A 20225-nucleotide genomic window follows, 5' to 3' on the forward strand; every position below is an offset into this window, starting at 1 on the left:
ATGCCAATTCACTAATCTTAATATTTAATTTATTCACCTTTATTTCATCATAACTCTTTCTCAATCCGTGTGGCAATATTGGTATAACGCGTTAAGGCCAAAATACCCTGTTTATCTTGTAGAGTATCAATAAGTGCTTGCTCTAACTGGTTATCCATATTCAAAAATAGTGTGTTACGTTGCCGAATATCAGGAACAATATCACTCCTTTCATTCATTGTATTTTCAAATAATTTCTTCTGATCTTGATAAAAATAATATTTGTCTGGCACAAACAACTCTGCAATTCGATCGCCAATGTAATGAATATATTTAAGCATACGATGATCAGGTACTCCCAAGGCATATTTCAAAGTCGGGTTTGCATTACGTGGAAACCACTTATTCTTATCAGCGTCGCTTATCTGTTTAAAAAATTCTTTCTGAATCTCCAATGCCACCTTAATATTATCTTTCGTTTGATGATTCAATGACGGAATCAAATACAATTTTGCCATGACAGGTAATATTTCTGTGAGTCGTATAAGATCGTTTGAATCACTCTTTTTTAAAGTTTCAATAATGAGATCAGCTTTATAAAAGTGAACTATTTCCCCATGATGTAAGAAAACTTCCTGACCTTTTGTCAAACCCAATAATTCAATGGTACTAAATAGATAACCTAATGGTCCCCAATAATTATAAAGCCAGTTATCCAAATCTTTTTCCGGCGGCATAGAGGGAACCAAATCATTTTCATTCACATGACGGTAATGTGTAATATCTTCCAATTCTTGTACCGCACTACGGGTTAATGTCCGCGGCATCCCATAACTATATAAACAAGGATGATATTTTTTCAGTTGGGCACTATGCAATAACCCTAAAGCGCCCCCCAAACTATGTCCACAAACAAATACGTTTCGGCTTTTAGCTAAATCAATAATTTTATCAAACATATTTTCATCAGAACCGGGAGCTTTTAACTGGCCAATAAGATTAAATGCCTCCCAAAATCCCCGATGAACTTTACCATTATTAATAAAACCACTGCATACACCATCTGGTTCACAACCCAATTTCAATGGTTGATACATAATATCAGTAATGGCGTCATCAACACTCGCCGTTCCCCGCCAGCTAACAATAATTTCCTGTTGATTAGCGACATAAAATAACTCCGTATCTCCTATCCCACTTTCACCCGCTTTTGAATCAATAAATACAACATCAGTATAACGTTCACTAAATGGCACATCATAAACAATGGGAGTACGCGATATTTTTTCCACCTTACTCGGTAATTGAGATATATCCAGCATTTGTCGGTTAAAAAAATGAGTAATAGAACCTGCTATATCAACATTATCATCAAAATATGACAGCAATCCCATTAATGCCAAATTATAAGCATTCACCAGGGAATAATCTTTCTGATGATGTAACAATAGTACCCATGCGCGAAACGGACATACTTCCAAAACATACCGGCAGTTTGTTGAGAGAACCCGAAAACCTTTCGATACCGAATCTGGGAAATGATAACGTGGCGGTTTATCTTCTATCCATTTATCAATTACAGGCAAACCATCACTTATCTGTCCAATCGTCACATAACGGTATTGGTGACCTTCCGTTTCTGCTTTTGGTTGGACAACTGATGCCCTAATACCGCGTTTTTCCCGTAATGGACGCTGCTCCATTTCATCAGCTAATGGTTGAGCACTGATATATAACGTTACCGCATCAGGTGATAAGTTTTCTTCCCTAAGCAATCCTTGATTATTAGTCACACCTTTGCGTTCATCTCGCAACCTCCCGCTACTTATCAGACGATAAGGCATATTCACTAATGGATTACCTTGTTCATCAACTAATTGAAACTCCACCCAATTTTCTGTCATTTTTTGGCTATCAATAATTTCACGTGGGCATAATTCGCTCATAATTATTATCTCCCTTTTTTTATTCTGGAATATTAATTAGACACTTATTATCAGGTCGATACACTAATAATAGTGGGAGAGAAAATTCATTCACTCAAGTCTGTAATTGTAATAAAATTCAACAAATGCAAAACGAATATAATTATGAAAAACATAAGGTAAAAAATGGCAACAAAATAACAATGCAGGTCATTGATTTATTTAATTTCACAAAAACTAGATCCACAAAAAATAAAAACCATAAATTTATCCCGGCTGCTCGCTAGCACCTGACTATCCTCTCAGTCTACGAGAACCAGAGGAAATCATAGCCAAATCGGGTATTGAGATTTATCATGCCGCCTTATCTCGTTAGATTTAGCTTAGTTCTTCATAAAAATACCCTATGGATTTCAAGATGCATCACGACGGCAAGGGAGCACCTCATTAACACAACAGAATCCATTGCCTGATTAATTTTTACAATATTTTTGTCTATTTTTGATAGACGATCCTATGCTTCAATCTCATAATTTGGACAATATTTTACTATTAATTTTTTTGATGAGATTTATTTATGTCCAGGTTAGAAAAATTATGCGCAGATTTTGCCGCCCAAACCAATATTATGTTGAATCTCTCTACCGGCGCAGTGCAATTAAACATTGGTGATTATGGCCCTTGGTGGTTAGAAGTAGATTCAACAGGATCAATGCTGACTTTTCATCATACAGTAGCTTCGTTTGTTAATCATGATGCGGAATTTTGGCTCTCATTAAATAGTAATATAAATATACTTGGAGGAGCATGGCTCGCATTACATCAGCCAACTCAAACTATTCGTCTCTGTTTACTTCAAGATATAGAGCGAATCGATGCGACTGATTTGGCTAATATTCTAGGAAATCTTCAAAGAATAAGAGCTGAACTCCCTTTTCCTGAAACTAAGCTTGCCACCTCCGCTTCAGCCCACGATATTTTAGTTTGAGATGTTTTTAAGATCGTGAATTAAAAAGCTTCATAGAAGAAAACACAATAAAATAATGGAGAAAAAGTATGCCAGATTTTTCAATACAAAGAGCTAATACCAGAATTGATATTCATCAAACTGAATTACATCAACCAGCTGCAACAGATAAAACTTGCCATTGCTGCGAGCCATTATTAAATAATACCATTGATAATCCACTTACAGCACCAACCTCGGTTATTACAGGATGGAATGAAAAATCCGTCGTGGCCAATAAACAAATTGAAGCTAATATTTCTCGTTTAGCCAGCGAAAGCACCGCTGCCCACAAAACGGTTGATTCTCTCTTATCCAACCTGGTGAAACTTTTCGTTCGAGCAGAGGGTAATGAATTAACCGCAATCACTAAAATGCTTAATGCTTATACTGGTGATAAACCCGGTTTTAGTATTGTCGGTCAGCTTGGCGCAGGTGGATTTACTCGAATTATTAACGAAGCACGGCAGAATGGCGTCAGATCTGATAGGGCTGATACAGAACCGCTAACATTGAGGGAAAAAGCCACTGCTTATTATGATCTCACCAACTCAGCTTATTTCCGCGATACTCTGGAGAAAGTTTATTCATCACCCGAATTGAAATCAGAATTCAAGGATATAATTGATATTGGTTACTTGGAAAGTAAAAACTTTGCACCCGCCCGCGGTTCCACTACGGAAAAACCCTTACCGGACCAATTAGCGCTTTACACTTTTAAAAATGAAAATAAATTTAATGCCTCTGAAAATCCCGAATTATATCAGGTGACTAAACAGGCAAATGGACAAGAAATTATCAGTAACCCTGCTCTGGCTGGCAATAGTCTTACAAAAGTCCAAAATGATTTCAGAGCACCGGCTCCTGATAAAGATAGCGTCTGGTCAACCGCCGCTTCACTTGAGGCCGATAATCGTTTGACCAACCGAGAGTTGGCATTTGCCAGTTTAAATCCTCGCAACCGGCTGGATAGAACTGACTATCAATTTAGTCAGTCAGAACCTATCAAAGCACATCAAGAATTAGCTAAGGAAAACATTATCGTACAACGTGGCAATGGCTTTTCTGTCTGGAATGTGAAAGAAAATACAGGATTTTCCAAGGATGCAGCTTTACACAATTTGCCAACTGTCGCTGCACCTTCCGGTACTACGGACCGTTTTATTACTGCGGCCAGGTTGTTGAGTGCGGGCCTGAAAAATGATCTTGCTTTAGGTGCGCCTACTCACGGGGAATCACCAGAGCAATCAATTCAACGTGGGGAGCGGGAAATGAAAGAACTCACTCGATGGCTGGCAACAGGTTATCTGGTTGATGATAATCATCATTCTATGATTGAAGTTAATTTAGGCGCGGCTAACCACGGTTTAGCGCCTCAGTGGGGATTGAATCTCTATACCGAACCTTTCTCCTCTCCTATACATGCCAAAGGATTTAGCATATCCAGCCAGGAAATATTGGCACAATTAGAAGGCCGCGATGATGTCCACACAGATTACTCTACTTTCAAAAAAGATCTGTACGGCGGAAGTCGAGCAACAGTTAACGCGGATGGCAGTATAAAAACAAGCTCTAGATAAGTACGCTTTTCTCCAGAAGAAAAGCTAATCAATTTCTTTTATCAATAGATCTTCCTGTCGTACTGCTCAGGAAGATCATTACTCAAGCTCTATTGCGTTAACAAATCAACGTCGCTCTTAGGCCAGGAAGAGTATCCGCGTATCTTACACACTACACAAATTAATGATAATGTGTCATACAATTACACGTTCCACTGGAGGTTCCATGATCGATCTGTATTATGCTCCAACGCCAAACGGCCATAAAATCACACTCTTCCTGGAAGAAGCTGGCCTTCCCTATAATATTCACCGAATTGATATTAGCGCAGGAGATCAATTCAAACCTGAATTTCTTGCCATTTCGCCCAATAATAAGATTCCCGCTATTGTTGATCAGCAACCAATCGATGGTGGTAAACCTATCGCTATTTTTGAATCTGGCGCCATTCTTACTTATCTGGCAGAAAAAACGGGCAAGTTACTCAGCAAAGATATGCGTGAGCGTGTTCAATGCCTGCAATGGCTGTTTTGGCAGATCGGTGGCTTTGGCCCGATGCTAGGACAAAATCACCATTTTAGTCATTTCGCGCCGGAAAAAGTCCCTTACGCGATTAATCGTTATCAGGAAGAGACAAAACGCTTGTATCAAGTCCTGAATACCCAATTGGAAAAAACACCCTATCTGGGCGGTCAGGAATACAGTATTGCTGATATCTCAACTTATCCGTGGGTTCGTGCTTATGAACGTCAGAATATTGACCTGAATGATTATCCGGCAGTGAAAAAATGGTTTGACACTATCAGTCATCGCCCCGCCACTCAAATTGCCTATAGCAAAGCTTAATATCTGTCTGCGGGGTAACTATTTCCCCGCAAAACTTGATCAGGCTGACAGATAGCTATATCTTTAACCACCAACCCTTATATCTCTGCTATATGCTATAGTTCTTATATCAACAACATTTTTTATATCAACAATTTAGGTTATAGGAGTGGTTATGCGTATTTTAATCACTGGAGGGACAGGTTTGATTGGTAACCGTCTGGTTTGCCAACTTCTTTCCCTATCCCATTCCATTACTATTCTAAGCCGCTCACCTCAAAAAGTTTATTCTCTATTCAGCAATCAAGCTGAATGCTGGACCAGCCTGAAAGATAAAACCGATCTCAACGATTTTGATGCCGTAATCAATCTTGCTGGCGAGCCCATAGCAAACAAACTATGGACTTCAACGCAAAAAGAGGAGCTGTGCCAGAGTCGCTGGACATTAACAGAGCAACTCAGCAAGCTCATTAATGCCAGCCAGACACCACCAGAAGTCTTTATTTCCGGCTCTGCGGTAGGCTATTACGGGGATCAGAATCAAACAATTGTCACAGAGCATGAGCCACCTCATGATGAATTTACTCATCAGCTCTGTAAGCAGTGGGAACAACTTGCATTACAGGCAGCCAGTGATAAAACCCGTGTTTGTCTTTTACGTACTGGTGTTGTACTGGCAAAAAACGGCGGCGCACTGAAAAAAATGCTTCCCTTGTTCCGTCTTGGGCTTGGTGGCCCGATGGGGAGCGGAAAACAGTATCTGCCCTGGATTCATATTGACGATATGGTGAATGGTATCTATTACCTGTTAATGACACCTGGTTTGAGTGGTCCTTTTAATATGACCGCCCCTTATCCAGTACATAATGATCAATTTGCCGCAACACTGGGAGAAGTATTACACCGTCCTACTATTATCCGAACACCTGCTTTTGTGCTGAAATTACTGATGGGAGAAGCTGCGGCACTGGTACTGGGCGGACAACAGGCAATACCGCATAACTTGGAACAAGCGGGTTTTAGCTTCCGCTATTTTCAGCTAAAAGAGGCATTTCAAGACTTACTAGATGCTAAATCTCAACGCTTTTAGCCCCTTGCCAACGGGTAAATAGATCATGAGGTAGCTCGATATCAAACTGATCAAGCACTCGGTTAACCGTCTGGTCAATAATATCCTGAATCTGTTGAGGCTGATGATAAAATGCAGGCACAGGCGGCATAATCACCGCACCAATTTCTGCCGCTTGAGTCATCAGCCTGAGATGCCCCAAATGCAACGGCGTTTCCCTCACCCCAAGCACTAACTTACGACTTTCTTTCAATACAACATCTGCCGCTCTGGTTACTAATCCATCAGTATAACTGTGGACAATACCTGAAAGGGTTTTCATTGAGCATGGTAGAATTACCATGCCCGAAGTTTTGAATGAACCTGAAGAGATAGCAGCAGCGATATCTCTGTTGTCATACACAACATCAGCCAGCGCCTGCACATCCCGTAAACTATAATCTGTTTCAAGCGCCAGTGTCTGGCGAGCAGAATGACTGATAACCAGATGTGTTTCTACCCCTTCAACTGGTTGTAAAACTTGCAGTAGCCTTATACCATAAATGGCCCCACTTGCTCCTGTAAGCCCTACTATCAATCTTTTCATTCTTTCCTCATACAAACACTGAACAACTATTTAAACCCGAAAATCATCAACCTTCATTATAGATATCCAGATTTTCAATTTCATTCTGATTATTCAGTTTTACTTCATCGTCTTTACGCAGATTCTCCAGATAATAGAGATAAGTCTGGTCAACGTCTTTGGTAACATAAACGCCATTGAATACTGAACTCTCAAACCCATCAACATCCGGGTTTTCTTCACGAACAGCGTCGATCAGATCAGTTAGATCCTGAAATATCAATGCATCTACACCAATAAGTTGGCGAATTTCATCCACTTCACGCCCATGAGCAATCAGTTCATTTGCATTGGGCATATCAATGCCATAAACATTCGGGAAACGTACTTCCGGTGCCGCCGAAGCAAGATAAACTCTCTTCGCGCCGGCTTCACGAGCCATATCAACAATCTGTTCTGACGTTGTACCACGCACAATAGAGTCATCTACCAATAGCACATTTTTATCACGGAATTCTGCTCGATTAGCATTCAGTTTACGGCGGACTGATTTCCGGCGTTCCTGTTGCCCAGGCATGATAAATGTCCGACCAACATAACGGTTTTTTACAAACCCCTGACGATAGGGTTTACCGAGTATGCGTGCAATTTCTAGCGCAACATCGCAAGATGTTTCGGGGATTGGAATAACCACATCAATATGTAAGTCTTCCCATTCGCGGGCAATTTTCGCCCCTAGCTTATGCCCCATCCGTATGCGGGCGTTATAAACCGAAATTTTATCAATAAAGGAATCTGGGCGAGCCAAATAGACAAATTCAAATAAACAGGGGGTCAGAGAAGGATTTTCAGCACATTGACGAGTAAATAACTGACCTTGTTCAGTAATATAAATCGCTTCACCTGATGCAACATCCCGCAGGAATTCAAAGCCTAGCGTATCCAATGCAACGCTTTCAGAAGCGACCATATACTCATTACGACCATCATCCAAAGTACGCTTACCTAAAACCAATGGACGAATACCATGCGGATCACGGAAAGCAACTAACCCATGACCAATAATCATCGCAATGCAGGCATAAGCACCACTCACCTGTTTATGCATTGCCGCTACTGCCGCAAAAATATTGTCAGGCTCCAATGGATAATGCTGGAAACAATCCAGTTCACTAGCAAAAACATTAAGCAAAATCTCAGAATCTGACGTGGTATTCACATGGCGACGGGCATTCTCAAACAACTTTTTCTTCAACTCATGAGCATTCGTCAAATTACCATTGTGTGTCAATGTAATACCAAATGGAGAGTTCACATAAAACGGTTGAGCTTCCGATGCACTGGAACTGCCCGCTGTCGGGTAGCGAACATGACCAATCCCAATCGTTCCCTGTAAACGCAGCATATGCCGGGCTTCAAACACGTCTCTCACTAAGCCATTGGCTTTGCGTAAACGAAACCCATTGTTACCATCAATAGTGGCAATGCCCGCAGCATCTTGCCCACGGTGCTGAAGCACCGTCAACGCATCATAAATCGACTGGTTAACCGGTGTAAAACCGACGATACCAACAATACCGCACATGTAGTTCTTCCTCATCAGCCAAACGGAGAGGTATATTTCTCCGGCAAGAAACTTGACGCATTTTGCAGGTAGTCAAAGAACCACCTTATGATATGACTGAACTGCGGGATCAATTGTGACTGTTTCCAATCCTCACTTCGAGCCAATGGTGTAAATGTATCCAGAAAAAACAGAATAGCCGCGACAATCAGCACACCACGCAATGCCCCAAAGCAGACCCCCAGTACTCGATCAGTACCTGACAATCCAGTCCGTTGCACAAGAGAACCTATCACATAGTTCACCACGGAACCGACAATCAAAGTAGCAATAAACAGCAACGCAATAGCAATCCCGTTACGTACCAATTCATCTTCAAAACGGGTGAAATAGACCGCTAAGTAAGTATAAAAATGGCTTGCCACAAAGAAAGCACATCCCCAGGTGACCAGTGATAATGCCTCACGAATAAACCCACGAATCAGGCTAACTAATGCCGAGAAGCCAATAATGGCGATAATAACGTAATCAATCCAAACCATGTTTTAATTCCAAAATAGACACCTCGGCATCCGTTTCAGGTGCATTCTAACAGAAAACGAAAACGTTTGCGTAGCAGATTTCCTATCCTACTGAAAATAATTAAGGCGACGAATTTGAATAATTATCATCGCCGCAGTCACTTAATATTTACTTCTTCATGATAGTTGTCCTATTTGTCACATAGGCATCACCCACTTTTATTACGGCCTGTAACTCCTTACCTGCCCTTGTAATCCAGTCAAACTTTTCAATTCTGATAATGCCGAGTCAAGTTGTTGTTTAGAAGCGTTCGGACCGACATATATTCTCGTTAATTGCCCCTGAACCGGAGATGAAGGAACCGTATAAACCTGATAACCAGACAAACGTAGTCTGGCAACGATTTCATCTACCTTTCCGGCATTTTTCAAAGCACCCAGTTGTACGATATAAGCCTGCCCTTGCGGGGCTTTTTCAACCGGTTTAACTTCAGGTTTCGGTTCTGACTTAATCTCTGGTTTAGGTTTAAGCGCCGGTGCCGGCGGCTTAGTATCTGGTTTTGGTTCAAGCTTAATCTGTGGTTGAGGCTTCACTTCTGGCTGAACAGCAGGAGGGACTATCGGCGCAGGCTGAGGAGTGGTAACCAATGGTATTTCCGGCTGCTCCAGTGTTTCTGGCTGCAATGCCTCTGTCTCATCTTCCAGAGGCACTGATAATATTGGTGGATTAAGAGGAGGTATAGAGTCAATTTCTTGCTCATCCCCTGGCTTTGGAACCAAGGGAATTGATGCAAATTTATCTTCGTTATATTTCTTGTTGCCGTCTAACAACGCAGGCAGCACAATGACACCCAATGCTACCAATACAATTGTACCAACCAAACGATTCTGAAATTTACTTGCCACTTCCTTTCTCCCTGACCAGAGCCTCCATGACATGCGCTACCGTGTGGAATGAGCCACAAACAACAACAATATCTTGCTCATCAGCATCAGCCATCGCCTGATGCCAAGCACTTTCCACATCAGTAAATACCCGTGGCTGTCCAAGATGCTGAGCCAATGTCTGTGCATCTGCACCACGCTGTTCAGTCAATGGAGCGCAATACCACTCATTTATTTGCTGTGACAGGCAAGTCAGTGTACCGGCAATATCTTTATCACCTAGCATACCCACGACACCAAGGATTCTACTGCCCGGCTGACGGGGCAACTGGGCCAATTTCTGTACCAGATAAGCCGCTGCATGGGGATTATGAGCCACATCCAAGATCAACAATGGATTTTCACGAGCTATCTGGAAACGCCCAGGTAACTGCGCATTCTGTAACCCTTGATGGATTGCACTCTCATTAATAGCTCGACTGACTTTATCATCTTGTCGTAACAGGCAACAAATAACACCCATCGCCGTTGCGGCATTCATCAGAGGAACATTTGGCAAAGGTAGGTTGCTAAATAGCCTATCATCAGATTGCCAGTGCCAGTTTCTATCCTGTTGAGAGAAACGCCAGTCAATGCCACAACGGAACAACTCGGCGCCTAATTCACCCGCAACTTCCGCAATAGAAGATGGCATATCCGACTCACCCACCACGGCAAAACGATCTTTACGGAAAATCCCTGCTTTCTCACGACCAATATGTTCGCGATCAACACCCAACCAATCAATATGATCAATTGCAATACTGGTAATAGCGGCAATATCGGCGTCCACAACATTTGTCGCATCCAGTCGCCCACCTAAGCCTACTTCTAAGATGACCACATCCAGACAAGCTTGTTTAAACAGTTGCAAAGCCGCTAATGTGCCATATTCAAAATAAGTCAGCGAAATATCACCACGACGAGATTCAATATCCGCAAATACACGACAGAATTCCTGTTCAGGTAATTCTTTACCCTGAATACGAACTCTTTCGGTATAACGTACAAGATGCGGAGAGCTGTAAACACCCACTCTCAGCCCAGCCGCCAACAGAATAGATTCTATCGTGCAACAGGTAGTACCTTTACCATTAGTACCGGATACGGTTATCACCTTAGGTGCAGGATTAACCAACGCCAAAGTTCGGGCAAGTTTCCCCACACGCTCAAGCCCCATATCAATGGCCGTAGTATGCAGGTTCCCAAGGTAGGAAAGCCACGTCATCAATGGCGACGTGGCTTGAGGAATTTGTAAAGTGTCAGACATCTTCTTTATTGGTACTTATTTGAATATCCGCCTCAACATCAGCGGGTTCTGCCACAAATTCAGCAACAATTGGCTTAATGCCTGGCTGCGACTGATGGGTTAGTTTAGAAAGTAAACTGGCAAGGGTGTCACGCATTTCAGGGCGACGAACAATCATGTCAATCGCTCCCTTTTCCAGCAAAAATTCACTACGCTGGAAACCGGACGGTAATTTTTCACGAACGGTCTGCTCAATAACTCGTGGTCCGGCAAAACCAATCAATGCTTTTGGTTCAGCAATATTGATATCACCCAACATCGCCAGACTTGCTGAAACACCGCCCATTGTCGGATCGGTCATGATAGAGATATAAGGCAAACCACGTTCTTGCATTTTTGCTAAAGCAGCACTGGTTTTCGCCATCTGCATCAGTGACATCAATGCCTCTTGCATACGAGCGCCACCACTGGCAGAAAAACAAATCAGAGGACAATTGTCTGCCAATGCCTGTTCTACGGCACGGACAAAACGGGCACCAACAACCGAAGCCATAGAACCGCCCATAAATGCAAATTCAAAAGCAGCAGCAACAACTGGCATACCACTCAGGGTACCTTTCATCACGACTAGCGCATCTTTTTCTTGGGTTTGCTTCTGCGCCGCTGATATACGATCTTTATACTTTTTGGAATCGCGGAATTTAAGAATATCTTTTGGCTCTAATTCCCCCCCTAATTCCGTCGTTGCCCCTTCATCAAGGAATGTAGCCAATCGGGTACGCGCCGAAATACGCATGTGATGATCACATTTAGGGCAAACCTCAAGATTGCGCTCTAGCTCAGCACGGTAGAGCACCTGACTGCAACTATCACATTTAGTCCAAACCCCTTCTGGGATATTCGCTTTACGCGTTTGGGTAATGTTGCTTTTATTAAGAATTTTTTCAATCCAGCTCATTGAATGATCTTTCCGTCTGAATCTGGCTTATGCCAGTTTTGTTATTGTGTGCCATTAAACCACAATGCTATTACAGTGTGGATAAAAAACTGCTCAAACCTGTTACCGGTTATCACTCTTCTGCTTCATCACCGTACGACGATGACGCCAGATTTCAATCACTCCGGGCAGGATTGAAATAAAGATGATAGCGACAATCAACAGTTTCAAATTCTGTTGTACCATTGGCATATCACCGAATATATAACCAGAATAGGTGAATAACAGTACCCAAACTAGTGCGCCAATCACGTTATAAGCAGCAAAACGACGATAAGACATTTTCCCCATACCTGCAACGAATGGTGCAAATGTTCTGATAATTGGTACAAATCGCGCCAAAATAATTGCCTTCCCACCATGTTTTTCATAAAACTCATGTGTTTTATCTAAATAACTGCGGCGGAAAATTTTTGAATTTGGATTAGTAAATAACCTTTCGCCAAAAATGCGACCAATAGCGTAGTTCACCGCATCACCAATAATAGCCGCAATGATCATCAATGCCACCATGATATGCACATTCAGATCATTTGAGCCCAGAGCCGCTAAAGCGCCAGCAACAAATAACAGCGAATCCCCCGGCAGAAACGGAGTAATCACTAACCCTGTTTCACAAAATAAAATCAGAAACAGAATGCCATATACCCAATCACCATATTGTGCGACCAGTTCGGCTAAATGAATGTCAATATGGAGAATGAAATCAATAATAAATTTAGCAAAATCAAAAAAATGAGTCAGAAATTCCATAATATTCCCCGCTATGCCAAAACATCCGTGTCGGCAACTAGAAATGTTAAATCAGATCATCTGCCAAAAACAGAGGCCCCATAACCGCTCTCGGCAAATCAAATTGCGCCGGATAATCAACAGCAACCAGATACAACCCTGCTGCTTTTGCCGTCGCAGCGGCTTTCGTCCGATCTTTTAAAGCAAGCAACTGGGCCATCCAGTTAATATCCTGATTCCCACAGCCAATTTCCATCAGACTACCCGCAATATTACGCACCATATGATGCACAAAAGCATTGGCTTTAATATCTATGACAACGTAATGTCCGTAACGATTGACATTAATATGCATCACATTACGCCAAGGCGTTTTAGATTGGCATTGAACTGCACGGAAAGAGGTAAAATCATTTTCCCCTAATAAACATTGCGCAGCCTGGTGCATCCGCTTTTCATCCAGTGGATAGTGAAAATGGGTCACACCATTGGCCAGCACTGCCGGACGATAACGATGATTAAAAATAATGTAACGATATCGCCGGGCAGTTGCACTAAAACGGGCATGGAAACCCTCATCCACAGTTTTCACCCAACGAACAGCAATATCTGGTGGTAAATGTACGTTCACGCCCATTGTCCACGCCGCATCCTTGCGCTGAACAGACGTTTCAAAATGCACAACCTGCCCTGTTGCATGTACTCCAGCATCGGTTCGACCAGCACAAAATACTGATATGGGTTCATCGGCGACTTTTGATAGTGCTTCCTCTAGGCATCCCTGAACACTTTTTACTTCCTGCTGACGCTGCCAGCCATAATATCGACTGCCATCGTACTCAATTCCCAATGCAATTTTCATCTTTGAACCCGGCACAGATTCTGTTTGTTCTGTACCGAACATCAGTAAAATTGCTCCTGAATCAGTTTTTCCGCTGTCTCAACAGCCATTAATGCACCACCAAACCGGATGTTATCGGCCACAGACCAAAATTGTAATACTTCCGGCATACCATAATCGTGGCGCAGACAACCAATGCTCAATGCTTCATTACCCGATGCTTCTGTCACCGGCGTTGGATAATCATCGTCATCTGAAACGTTAATATCAATCATCCGCTCTAATTCTTCTCGTGCTTCTGCCACCCCAACCGGACGCAATGTTTCCAAATGGACTACTTGAGCATTGCCATAAAAAACGGAAGACTGAACGCAACTCACTGAAATGGGTAATCCCTCATCCTGTAAAATCTTGCGTATCTGATCCACAAGGCGACGCTCTTCACGCACAGAACCTTCAGCATCTGTTGGCAACGGCAAAAGATTAAATGCCAGTTGTTTACTGAAACGACCTGGCTCCGGTGGGATGCCATTAAGCAAACGAGCACTCTGTCCGGCTAATTCATCAACTGCCGCTTTGCCGTGAACAGAAACAGAGAACAGATTAGTCAAATGCAAACGTGCAATTCCAGCCGCATCCACCAGCGGTTTAATGGCGGTCAGTACCTGACTGGTCATACTATCTGCCAAGGCAATAATATTTCGGTTACGATAATCCGCTAAAACATGAGGATTCACCCCCGGAACAACTAAAGGTACATCAGGTTCCATAGCAAACAACCCACTGTTATCGATAACCAAACAACCTTCTTCTGTCGCTTTTTCAACATATTGTGCCGTGGCCTCCAATCCAGCCACAAAAAAAGCGAGCTGTACCTGTGACCAGTCAAAATCAGCAGCATCACCAACAACAAAATTTTTACCATTAAAACGCAGGCTTTCACCGGCACAGCGCTCACTGGCGAGAGGATACAATTCACCAACGGGAAACTGACGCTCTTGTAATAACGCCAATATCGCTTCACCTACTGCCCCTGTGGCACCCAATAGGGCAATATTCCAACCTTCTGACATGTTGGTTTTCTCCATCTATCTTTCTGACATGCAGATATATTTCTGCACGGATTAAATCAGTTCTGTACTGAAACCAAGAGCAGCTAGCAACTCAGCACTCTCTCTATTATCACAACATACAGTTAGGGATGACCATTCCCGGCGTTCTAAATAGTTTTTACGCAGATAATCAAATTGCCCTTTTTGACCGGCAACTTGCCGTAACGGGGTATCATCGCGGCGTACATCATACACTAAATGCATCAACCGCTTCAGTGTGCTTTGAGTTACATTTCCATGCAGGGTAACCCGGCTGAAATCTGGCTCTGGCAATAGATCAGATAAAGCCACTTTACGGGGTTGACCAAGGAATTCACAGTAAGCTTCAAATACCTGTGTGGTACCACGCGCTTTACCTTCGAGGGTATAACCCGCGATATGTGGTGTACCAATATCAACTAATTCCAGTAAGGGTAGGGATAAGTCAGGTTCCGGCTCCCAAACATCCAAAACAACACTAAGTTTCTTGCCACGTTTCAACACAGCAAGCAGCGCTTGATTATCAATAACTTCACCACGACTGGCGTTAATCAATATGCGGTTATCCGGCAAAGCCGACAATAATTCAGCATCTACCAAATGGTGTGTTTTATATGGGCCCGATAGATTCAATGGCGTATGGAATGTCAGAATATCCGCCTCTTTGACCAGTTTTTCCAGTGGACAAAATTCACCGACATCCCCTCTGGCAGCTCTTGGCGGATCACATAAAAGTGTTCGGATACCAAGAACGGCTAACCGTTCTGCCAGTCTCCTTCCGACATTACCGACACCGATGATTCCGACAACTTTATCCTTAAGCTCAAAATTATCACGTTCAGCCAGCAACATTAATGCAGAGAAAACATATTCAACCACTGCAATGGCATTACACCCCGGCGCAGCAGAGAATCCAATTCCTGCCTGCGATAACCACGACTGATCCACATGGTCAGTTCCCGCCGTTGCCGTACCGATAAATTTTACCGTGCTACCTTCCAACAGCTCTTCATTGACTTTAGTTACTGAACGGACCATAAAGGCATCAGCATTATCCAGTACACCTTCCGGCACCGGACGCCCCGGAATAGCATGTACATCCCCCAATTGCTGAAACAGTTGATCAGCATAAGGCATATTTTCATCAACCAGAATCTTCACTTAATTCCACCCTGTGGCATTAAAACGGACGTAGCGAACTATTTTGCCATTTAATCATAACAAAACCCATAATAACGGTTTCTTTTATTGCTAACTTTTCCTAAAACGCTCCGGTGTCGTGCCTGCCAATTGCTGAAACATAGCGATAAAAGCAGAAGATGAGCTATAACCCACATCAAAAGCAACTTCATTAACAGTTTTCCCCTGTTCCAACAAAGAGATTGCATGTAAAAACCGTAACCGCTGCCGCCACTCGCTAAATGACATTCCCAATTCTTGCTGGCAACGCCGTGATAAAGTACGTTCCGAGGTATAACGCTGTTTTGCCCATCGCGCTAATGGCGTATTGTCAGCAGGATTACTCTCAAGTTCCTGTAATATCGGCGCCAAAAGTTTATCTTTAGATGAAGGCAGATAGGTATGCTGAACAGGGGATTGAATTAACTGATCAATCAGCACTTGAGCTAACCGTAAATCCTGTTCTGTTTCTGGTATTTTCAATTTACGTTCAAAACAGTCAGTCATAATCGCATTGAATATGGAGTTAAGCCGGATAATACAAGGAGTATTCGGCAATAATTTCCCCCATTTAGGAGAAATATCTATTGCCCTAAATCTCATTGCTTTTCTACTATATCCAGAATGCTCTATTCCTTCCGGTATCCAGACACAGAATTGTGGTGGAGCTAAAAAATGCTGTCCTCCAGCATTCATTGCCATTACACCACAAACGACATAAATAAGTTGCCCAAATGGATGGGTATGACGTAAACACTCAGTATTCGCACTGAATAACTCGTTACGGAAAGAGATACTCGCAGGAATAGCCATGATATCTACAGGTTCATTCAGCTTTTCTGTCATATTGTCTTAATTGCCTTATCTATTGTCTGATTATCGTTATATATAATAAACCAGACACCTTTAGACTAAACCTTCATTTTTATCTCAATGTGATTCACTTATATGAATATGATTTTCCCTCTTCTGGCGGTCCTGATTTGGTCAATTAATGCCGTGGTGAGTAAAGCCTCCGCTACAGCTATTGATCCGGCTGCAATTTCTTTTTATCGCTGGTTTCTAGCCTTTCTCACATTAACACCCTTTGTTGTACTCTCTGTCATTCGTCGATGGAAAACAATCTGTCAATATTGGTGGAAATTATTAATTCTTGGCGCACTTGGCATGGTACTTTATCAAAGCCTGGCCTATTACGCTGCACACAGTATCAGTGCAACATTTATGGGAATTCTTAGCTCATTGATTCCTCTTTTGACTGTTATCATCAGTATATTTATTTTACGTGTTATCCCCACTGTCGGTATTGCTCTTGGTACCATTCTATCTCTGTCTGGTTTAGTCTGGTTGGTCAGCACCGGTGATCCCATATCATTATTGCAACACGGTTTAGGCCACGGTGAATTGATGATGTTGATTGCTTCCATCTCCTACGCACTCTATAGCGTGTTAACCAAACACTGGTCTATTCCATTACCCAACTGGCAATCCCTGTATGTGCAGATTGCTTTTGGAGTCCTGCTATTACTGCCAAATTTCCTGTTGACCAAAGATGTTCAATTGAATGCCAACAATATCTCGTTAGTCTTATTCGCCGGTATTCCAGCCTCGATCATTGCTCCCTATTTATGGATACAAGGTGTCATAAAACTTGGCGCTAATACTGCTGCCATATTTATGAATTTGACACCGATATTTACAGCTATTATCGCTATTCTGGTTCTACATGAAAAAATGCATAGTTACCATCTGATCGGGGGTAGCATAACACTGCTAGGGGTCATACTGGCACAACAATTACGCATTCCTCTTTTTAATCGTAAAACAAAAAAACCTCAGGAAGTTAATCATCAGAAAGCCTGAAAGGAATTCTTACTAATAAACCGCCCAGTGTTTCGCTGGGCAATAATTGGGGATGAGTACCATGATAAATACCGATATCTTTTACCAGAGCTAATCCTAATCCTGCCCCTTCATGCCCCGCAGCATTATCAAGACGATTAAAAGCCATCAGAGACAAATTGACTTCTTCTTTAGCAATCCCCGGCCCACTGTCATCCACTTCCAAATAACAGTATGTCTTACAAGAGTTGAGAATCACTCTAGCCGTAACAATGCCGCCTTCCGGTGTATATTTAATTGCATTGTCCAATAAGTTAGCACACATTTCCGTCAGTAATACCGCTTCCCCCTTGATCCATTGAACATTTTCGCCTTCATAACCCAAATCAATATTCTTACTTTCAGCCTGTTGCAAACGAGAAAAACATGCCTGTTGCAACAATTCGACTAGATTAACCGGCCTATAATCCCGAACGGCCTCCTTTTCATGCGCTTTCAAACGAGAGAGTTGTAATAGACGATCCGTCAGAGAGATAGTGTTATCCAATGTACTATCAATAGCCTGTAAGCTTTCTTTCCATTGCGCTGGATCTTTGCTGGCAAGCGCTACCGCTACTTGGGTTTTTAATACTGTTAATGGTGTTCTAAGTTGGTGAGAAGCATCCGCACTGAACCTCTCCTGACGACTCACCATCAATTTCAGTCGCTCTATATAACGATTAAATGCATATAACAATGGGGAAAGTTCCGACCAAGGCAACATATCCGGTAACGGAGTAAGGTCATTAGCGGGACGACGGACCATGACGCCAGAAAGTTTATGTAGTGGTTTAAGTAACTGTTTCAAAAGAAAATAAGCCAGAATCAGAGTCAACCCAACCACGGCTCCTTGACTCATCAAAGAAGATATTAATAATTGTTGCGCAAGATAATGACGGGAAGCTACTGTTTCAGCAACTAGTATCAACGCCATTCCCATCATTCCCCCTTCATTGATCGGCTGATAAAGGGCAGCAACCCGAATGGGCCGGCCGTGATATTCAGCATCATAGAAATAAACCAAAGCCGTGTATAAATTGGAGCGAAGCGTATCTTTAGGGATCAAAGGCAAATCATCATAACCGGAAATTATTTCCCCCTCAGGTGATAACACCTGATAAAACAGCCTATCATTCATATTTCGCTCAAAACTATCCAAAACCACATAAGGTACATCGACAATTAATTGATTATTCTTAACAGTCAGCCGTTCTGCCACAGTTCGAGCAGATGCCAATAAAGTACGGTCATAAGCCAATGTCGCCGCATTCTCTGCACTAAAATAATGGGTGCAAACCGATAAACAACCCAACACAAACAGTGGAACACCAAAAAATAAGAGTAACTGATGAAACAATGAGTTCTGTACTTTAAACCATGTCATCTTTCTGGTGCTCCAGACGATAACCTAATCCCCGTAATGTACTGATCCCCACATTACTGCCTGACAATTTTTTCCGAATCCGGTGTACATAAAGTTCAATACTTTGTAGGTTTGCTTCATCTGATAGTGCAAATACCTGCTCAAAGAGCTGTTGTTTAGAAACAGGCCTCCCCCGACGATGGAACAATGTTGTCAAAACCGAAAATTCCCTTGGTGTCAAAGCCAATGGCTCATCGTTTAGAACAAAGTAACCATCATCCTGATAAACAAGGGAACCAAATGTCAGCGTCTCCTGTAGAAAACTTGCACTACGACGAAGTAATGCCCGGATACGTGCTTCCAATTCCTGTAAATCAAAAGGTTTCGTCAGATAATCATCGGCACCAGAATTAAGCCCTTTCACTCGTTCAGAAACATCGGCTTTCGCCGTTAATAATAATACCGGCAAATTTTGCCCACGCTTACGCAAACGAACTAACAGAGAAAGTCCATCCAACCTAGGCAAAGAAACATCCAGAATCAATAATGCATAGTTTTCTGTCTGTAATAATTGATCAGCAACTATGCCATCACTAGCAACATCTACGGCAAATCCTGAACTGCTCAGTGCTTTTTGCAACCAATGCAATAATTCAGGGTGGTCTTCCACTAAAAGTAAACGCATATCTTCAATATCTAATCGATTAATATATACCCGTTATCTTTCAAGTTGCCTCTTTGTTGGCTGCACTCACTCACCCCGGTCACAGAGTTATCTATGCTCCCGGGGATTCGCTCCCTTGCCGTCGCGATGCATCTTGAAATCCATTGGGTATAAATATACCCGTTATCTTTCAAGCTGCCTCTTTGTTGGCTGCACTCACCCCAGTCACATATTAGCTATGCTCCCAGGATTCGTTCCCTTACCGTCGCGATGCATCTTGAAATTCATAG

At 42.5% G+C, this 20225-nt stretch carries 20 protein-coding genes; 5 read left to right on the forward strand and 15 right to left on the reverse strand.

The features are described 5' to 3' along the window. Positions 1 to 47 precede the first annotated feature (47 nt). Positions 48 to 1925, reverse strand: a complete 1878-nt coding sequence (locus tag LGZ98_RS20170; RefSeq protein WP_113041769.1) for a lipase family protein — start codon at positions 1923 to 1925, stop codon at positions 48 to 50. Positions 1926 to 2481: 556 nt separating this feature from the next. On the opposite strand from LGZ98_RS20170, the gene LGZ98_RS20175 reads away from it, so the two are divergent. The 4 genes from LGZ98_RS20175 to LGZ98_RS20190 all read left to right on the forward strand — a co-directional run bounded on the left by LGZ98_RS20175 (position 2482) and on the right by LGZ98_RS20190 (position 6385). Next, the gene (locus LGZ98_RS20175; RefSeq protein ID WP_112894730.1) at positions 2482 to 2892 is read left to right on the forward strand and encodes a type III secretion system chaperone; all 411 of its coding nucleotides are present in this window, start codon (positions 2482 to 2484) and stop codon (positions 2890 to 2892) included. Between the two features lie 68 nt (positions 2893 to 2960). After that, a complete protein-coding gene (locus LGZ98_RS20180) occupies positions 2961 to 4490 on the forward strand; it encodes a hypothetical protein (protein WP_262978486.1) in 1530 nt (509 codons plus the stop codon). Between the two features lie 205 nt (positions 4491 to 4695). After that, a complete protein-coding gene (yfcG, locus tag LGZ98_RS20185; RefSeq protein ID WP_113041767.1) occupies positions 4696 to 5316 on the forward strand; it encodes a GSH-dependent disulfide bond oxidoreductase in 621 nt (206 codons plus the stop codon). Between the two features lie 154 nt (positions 5317 to 5470). Then, the gene (locus tag LGZ98_RS20190) at positions 5471 to 6385 is read left to right on the forward strand and encodes a TIGR01777 family oxidoreductase (protein WP_113041766.1); all 915 of its coding nucleotides are present in this window, start codon (positions 5471 to 5473) and stop codon (positions 6383 to 6385) included. Here LGZ98_RS20190 and LGZ98_RS20195 read toward each other — a convergent pair. From LGZ98_RS20195 to LGZ98_RS20245, 11 genes are all read right to left on the reverse strand, one after another. Then, positions 6366 to 6950 (reverse strand): UbiX family flavin prenyltransferase, encoded by a 585-nt coding sequence (locus LGZ98_RS20195; protein ID WP_113041765.1) that lies wholly within the window; start codon positions 6948 to 6950, stop codon positions 6366 to 6368. The two genes, LGZ98_RS20190 and LGZ98_RS20195, sit on opposite strands and share 20 nt — an antisense overlap. A 46-nt stretch (positions 6951 to 6996) precedes the next feature. Then, entirely contained in the window at positions 6997 to 8514 is a 1518-nt protein-coding gene (gene purF, locus LGZ98_RS20200; protein WP_112894725.1) for an amidophosphoribosyltransferase, read from the reverse strand. 14 nt (positions 8515 to 8528) lie between these two features. Next, on the reverse strand, positions 8529 to 9035 hold the full coding sequence (cvpA, locus tag LGZ98_RS20205; RefSeq protein WP_036778783.1) for a colicin V production protein: 507 nt from the start codon (positions 9033 to 9035) through the stop codon (positions 8529 to 8531). Between the two features lie 201 nt (positions 9036 to 9236). Then, positions 9237 to 9920, reverse strand: a complete 684-nt coding sequence (dedD, locus tag LGZ98_RS20210) for a cell division protein DedD (RefSeq protein ID WP_113041764.1) — start codon at positions 9918 to 9920, stop codon at positions 9237 to 9239. Further along, positions 9910 to 11208 carry a bifunctional tetrahydrofolate synthase/dihydrofolate synthase gene (folC, locus tag LGZ98_RS20215; protein WP_113041763.1) on the reverse strand — a complete coding sequence of 433 codons (1299 nt, stop codon included), beginning with the start codon at positions 11206 to 11208 and terminating at the stop codon, positions 9910 to 9912. Before folC ends, dedD begins: the two co-directional genes overlap by 11 nt. Next, positions 11201 to 12145, reverse strand: coding sequence for an acetyl-CoA carboxylase, carboxyltransferase subunit beta (accD, locus tag LGZ98_RS20220; protein ID WP_112894722.1), 945 nt, complete (start codon positions 12143 to 12145; stop codon positions 11201 to 11203). Before accD ends, folC begins: the two co-directional genes overlap by 8 nt. Before the next feature lie 102 nt (positions 12146 to 12247). Continuing rightward, positions 12248 to 12937, reverse strand: a complete 690-nt coding sequence (locus tag LGZ98_RS20225) for a DedA family protein (protein WP_113041762.1) — start codon at positions 12935 to 12937, stop codon at positions 12248 to 12250. A gap of 46 nt (positions 12938 to 12983) precedes the next feature. Then, the gene (gene truA, locus LGZ98_RS20230; protein ID WP_191214804.1) at positions 12984 to 13778 is read right to left on the reverse strand and encodes a tRNA pseudouridine(38-40) synthase TruA; all 795 of its coding nucleotides are present in this window, start codon (positions 13776 to 13778) and stop codon (positions 12984 to 12986) included. A 41-nt stretch (positions 13779 to 13819) separates the two neighbouring features. Then, complete coding sequence (locus LGZ98_RS20235) at positions 13820 to 14830, reverse strand: aspartate-semialdehyde dehydrogenase (RefSeq protein WP_113041761.1); 1011 nt, start codon at positions 14828 to 14830, stop codon at positions 13820 to 13822. Positions 14831 to 14881: 51 nt separating this feature from the next. Beyond that, on the reverse strand, positions 14882 to 16009 hold the full coding sequence (gene pdxB / locus LGZ98_RS20240; protein ID WP_113041760.1) for a 4-phosphoerythronate dehydrogenase PdxB: 1128 nt from the start codon (positions 16007 to 16009) through the stop codon (positions 14882 to 14884). Positions 16010 to 16099: 90 nt separating this feature from the next. After that, complete coding sequence (locus LGZ98_RS20245; RefSeq protein WP_113041759.1) at positions 16100 to 16873, reverse strand: AraC family transcriptional regulator; 774 nt, start codon at positions 16871 to 16873, stop codon at positions 16100 to 16102. 102 nt (positions 16874 to 16975) lie between these two features. Between LGZ98_RS20245 and LGZ98_RS20250 the strand changes: the two genes are divergently transcribed. After that, positions 16976 to 17890 (forward strand): DMT family transporter, encoded by a 915-nt coding sequence (locus LGZ98_RS20250; RefSeq protein WP_113041758.1) that lies wholly within the window; start codon positions 16976 to 16978, stop codon positions 17888 to 17890. Here LGZ98_RS20250 and LGZ98_RS20255 read toward each other — a convergent pair. From LGZ98_RS20255 to LGZ98_RS20265, 3 genes are read right to left on the reverse strand one after another with little or no spacing between them, the layout of a single operon-like run. Continuing rightward, entirely contained in the window at positions 17871 to 19292 is a 1422-nt protein-coding gene (locus LGZ98_RS20255; protein WP_113041757.1) for a sensor histidine kinase, read from the reverse strand. The two genes, LGZ98_RS20250 and LGZ98_RS20255, sit on opposite strands and share 20 nt — an antisense overlap. Further along, positions 19279 to 19956 carry a transcriptional regulator TctD gene (gene tctD, locus LGZ98_RS20260; RefSeq protein WP_112876278.1) on the reverse strand — a complete coding sequence of 226 codons (678 nt, stop codon included), beginning with the start codon at positions 19954 to 19956 and terminating at the stop codon, positions 19279 to 19281. The genes LGZ98_RS20255 and tctD overlap by 14 nt, the downstream gene beginning before the upstream one ends. 11 nt (positions 19957 to 19967) lie before the next feature. Next, positions 19968 to 20129: a hypothetical protein gene (locus tag LGZ98_RS20265; RefSeq protein WP_158536521.1), complete on the reverse strand. Its 162-nt coding sequence runs from the start codon at positions 20127 to 20129 to the stop codon at positions 19968 to 19970. Positions 20130 to 20225: the final 96 nt, after the last annotated feature.

Origin of the sequence: Photorhabdus kayaii (genome assembly GCF_025384895.1) — a bacterium.
GTDB classification, from domain to species: Bacteria; Pseudomonadota; Gammaproteobacteria; order Enterobacterales; family Enterobacteriaceae; genus Photorhabdus; species Photorhabdus kayaii.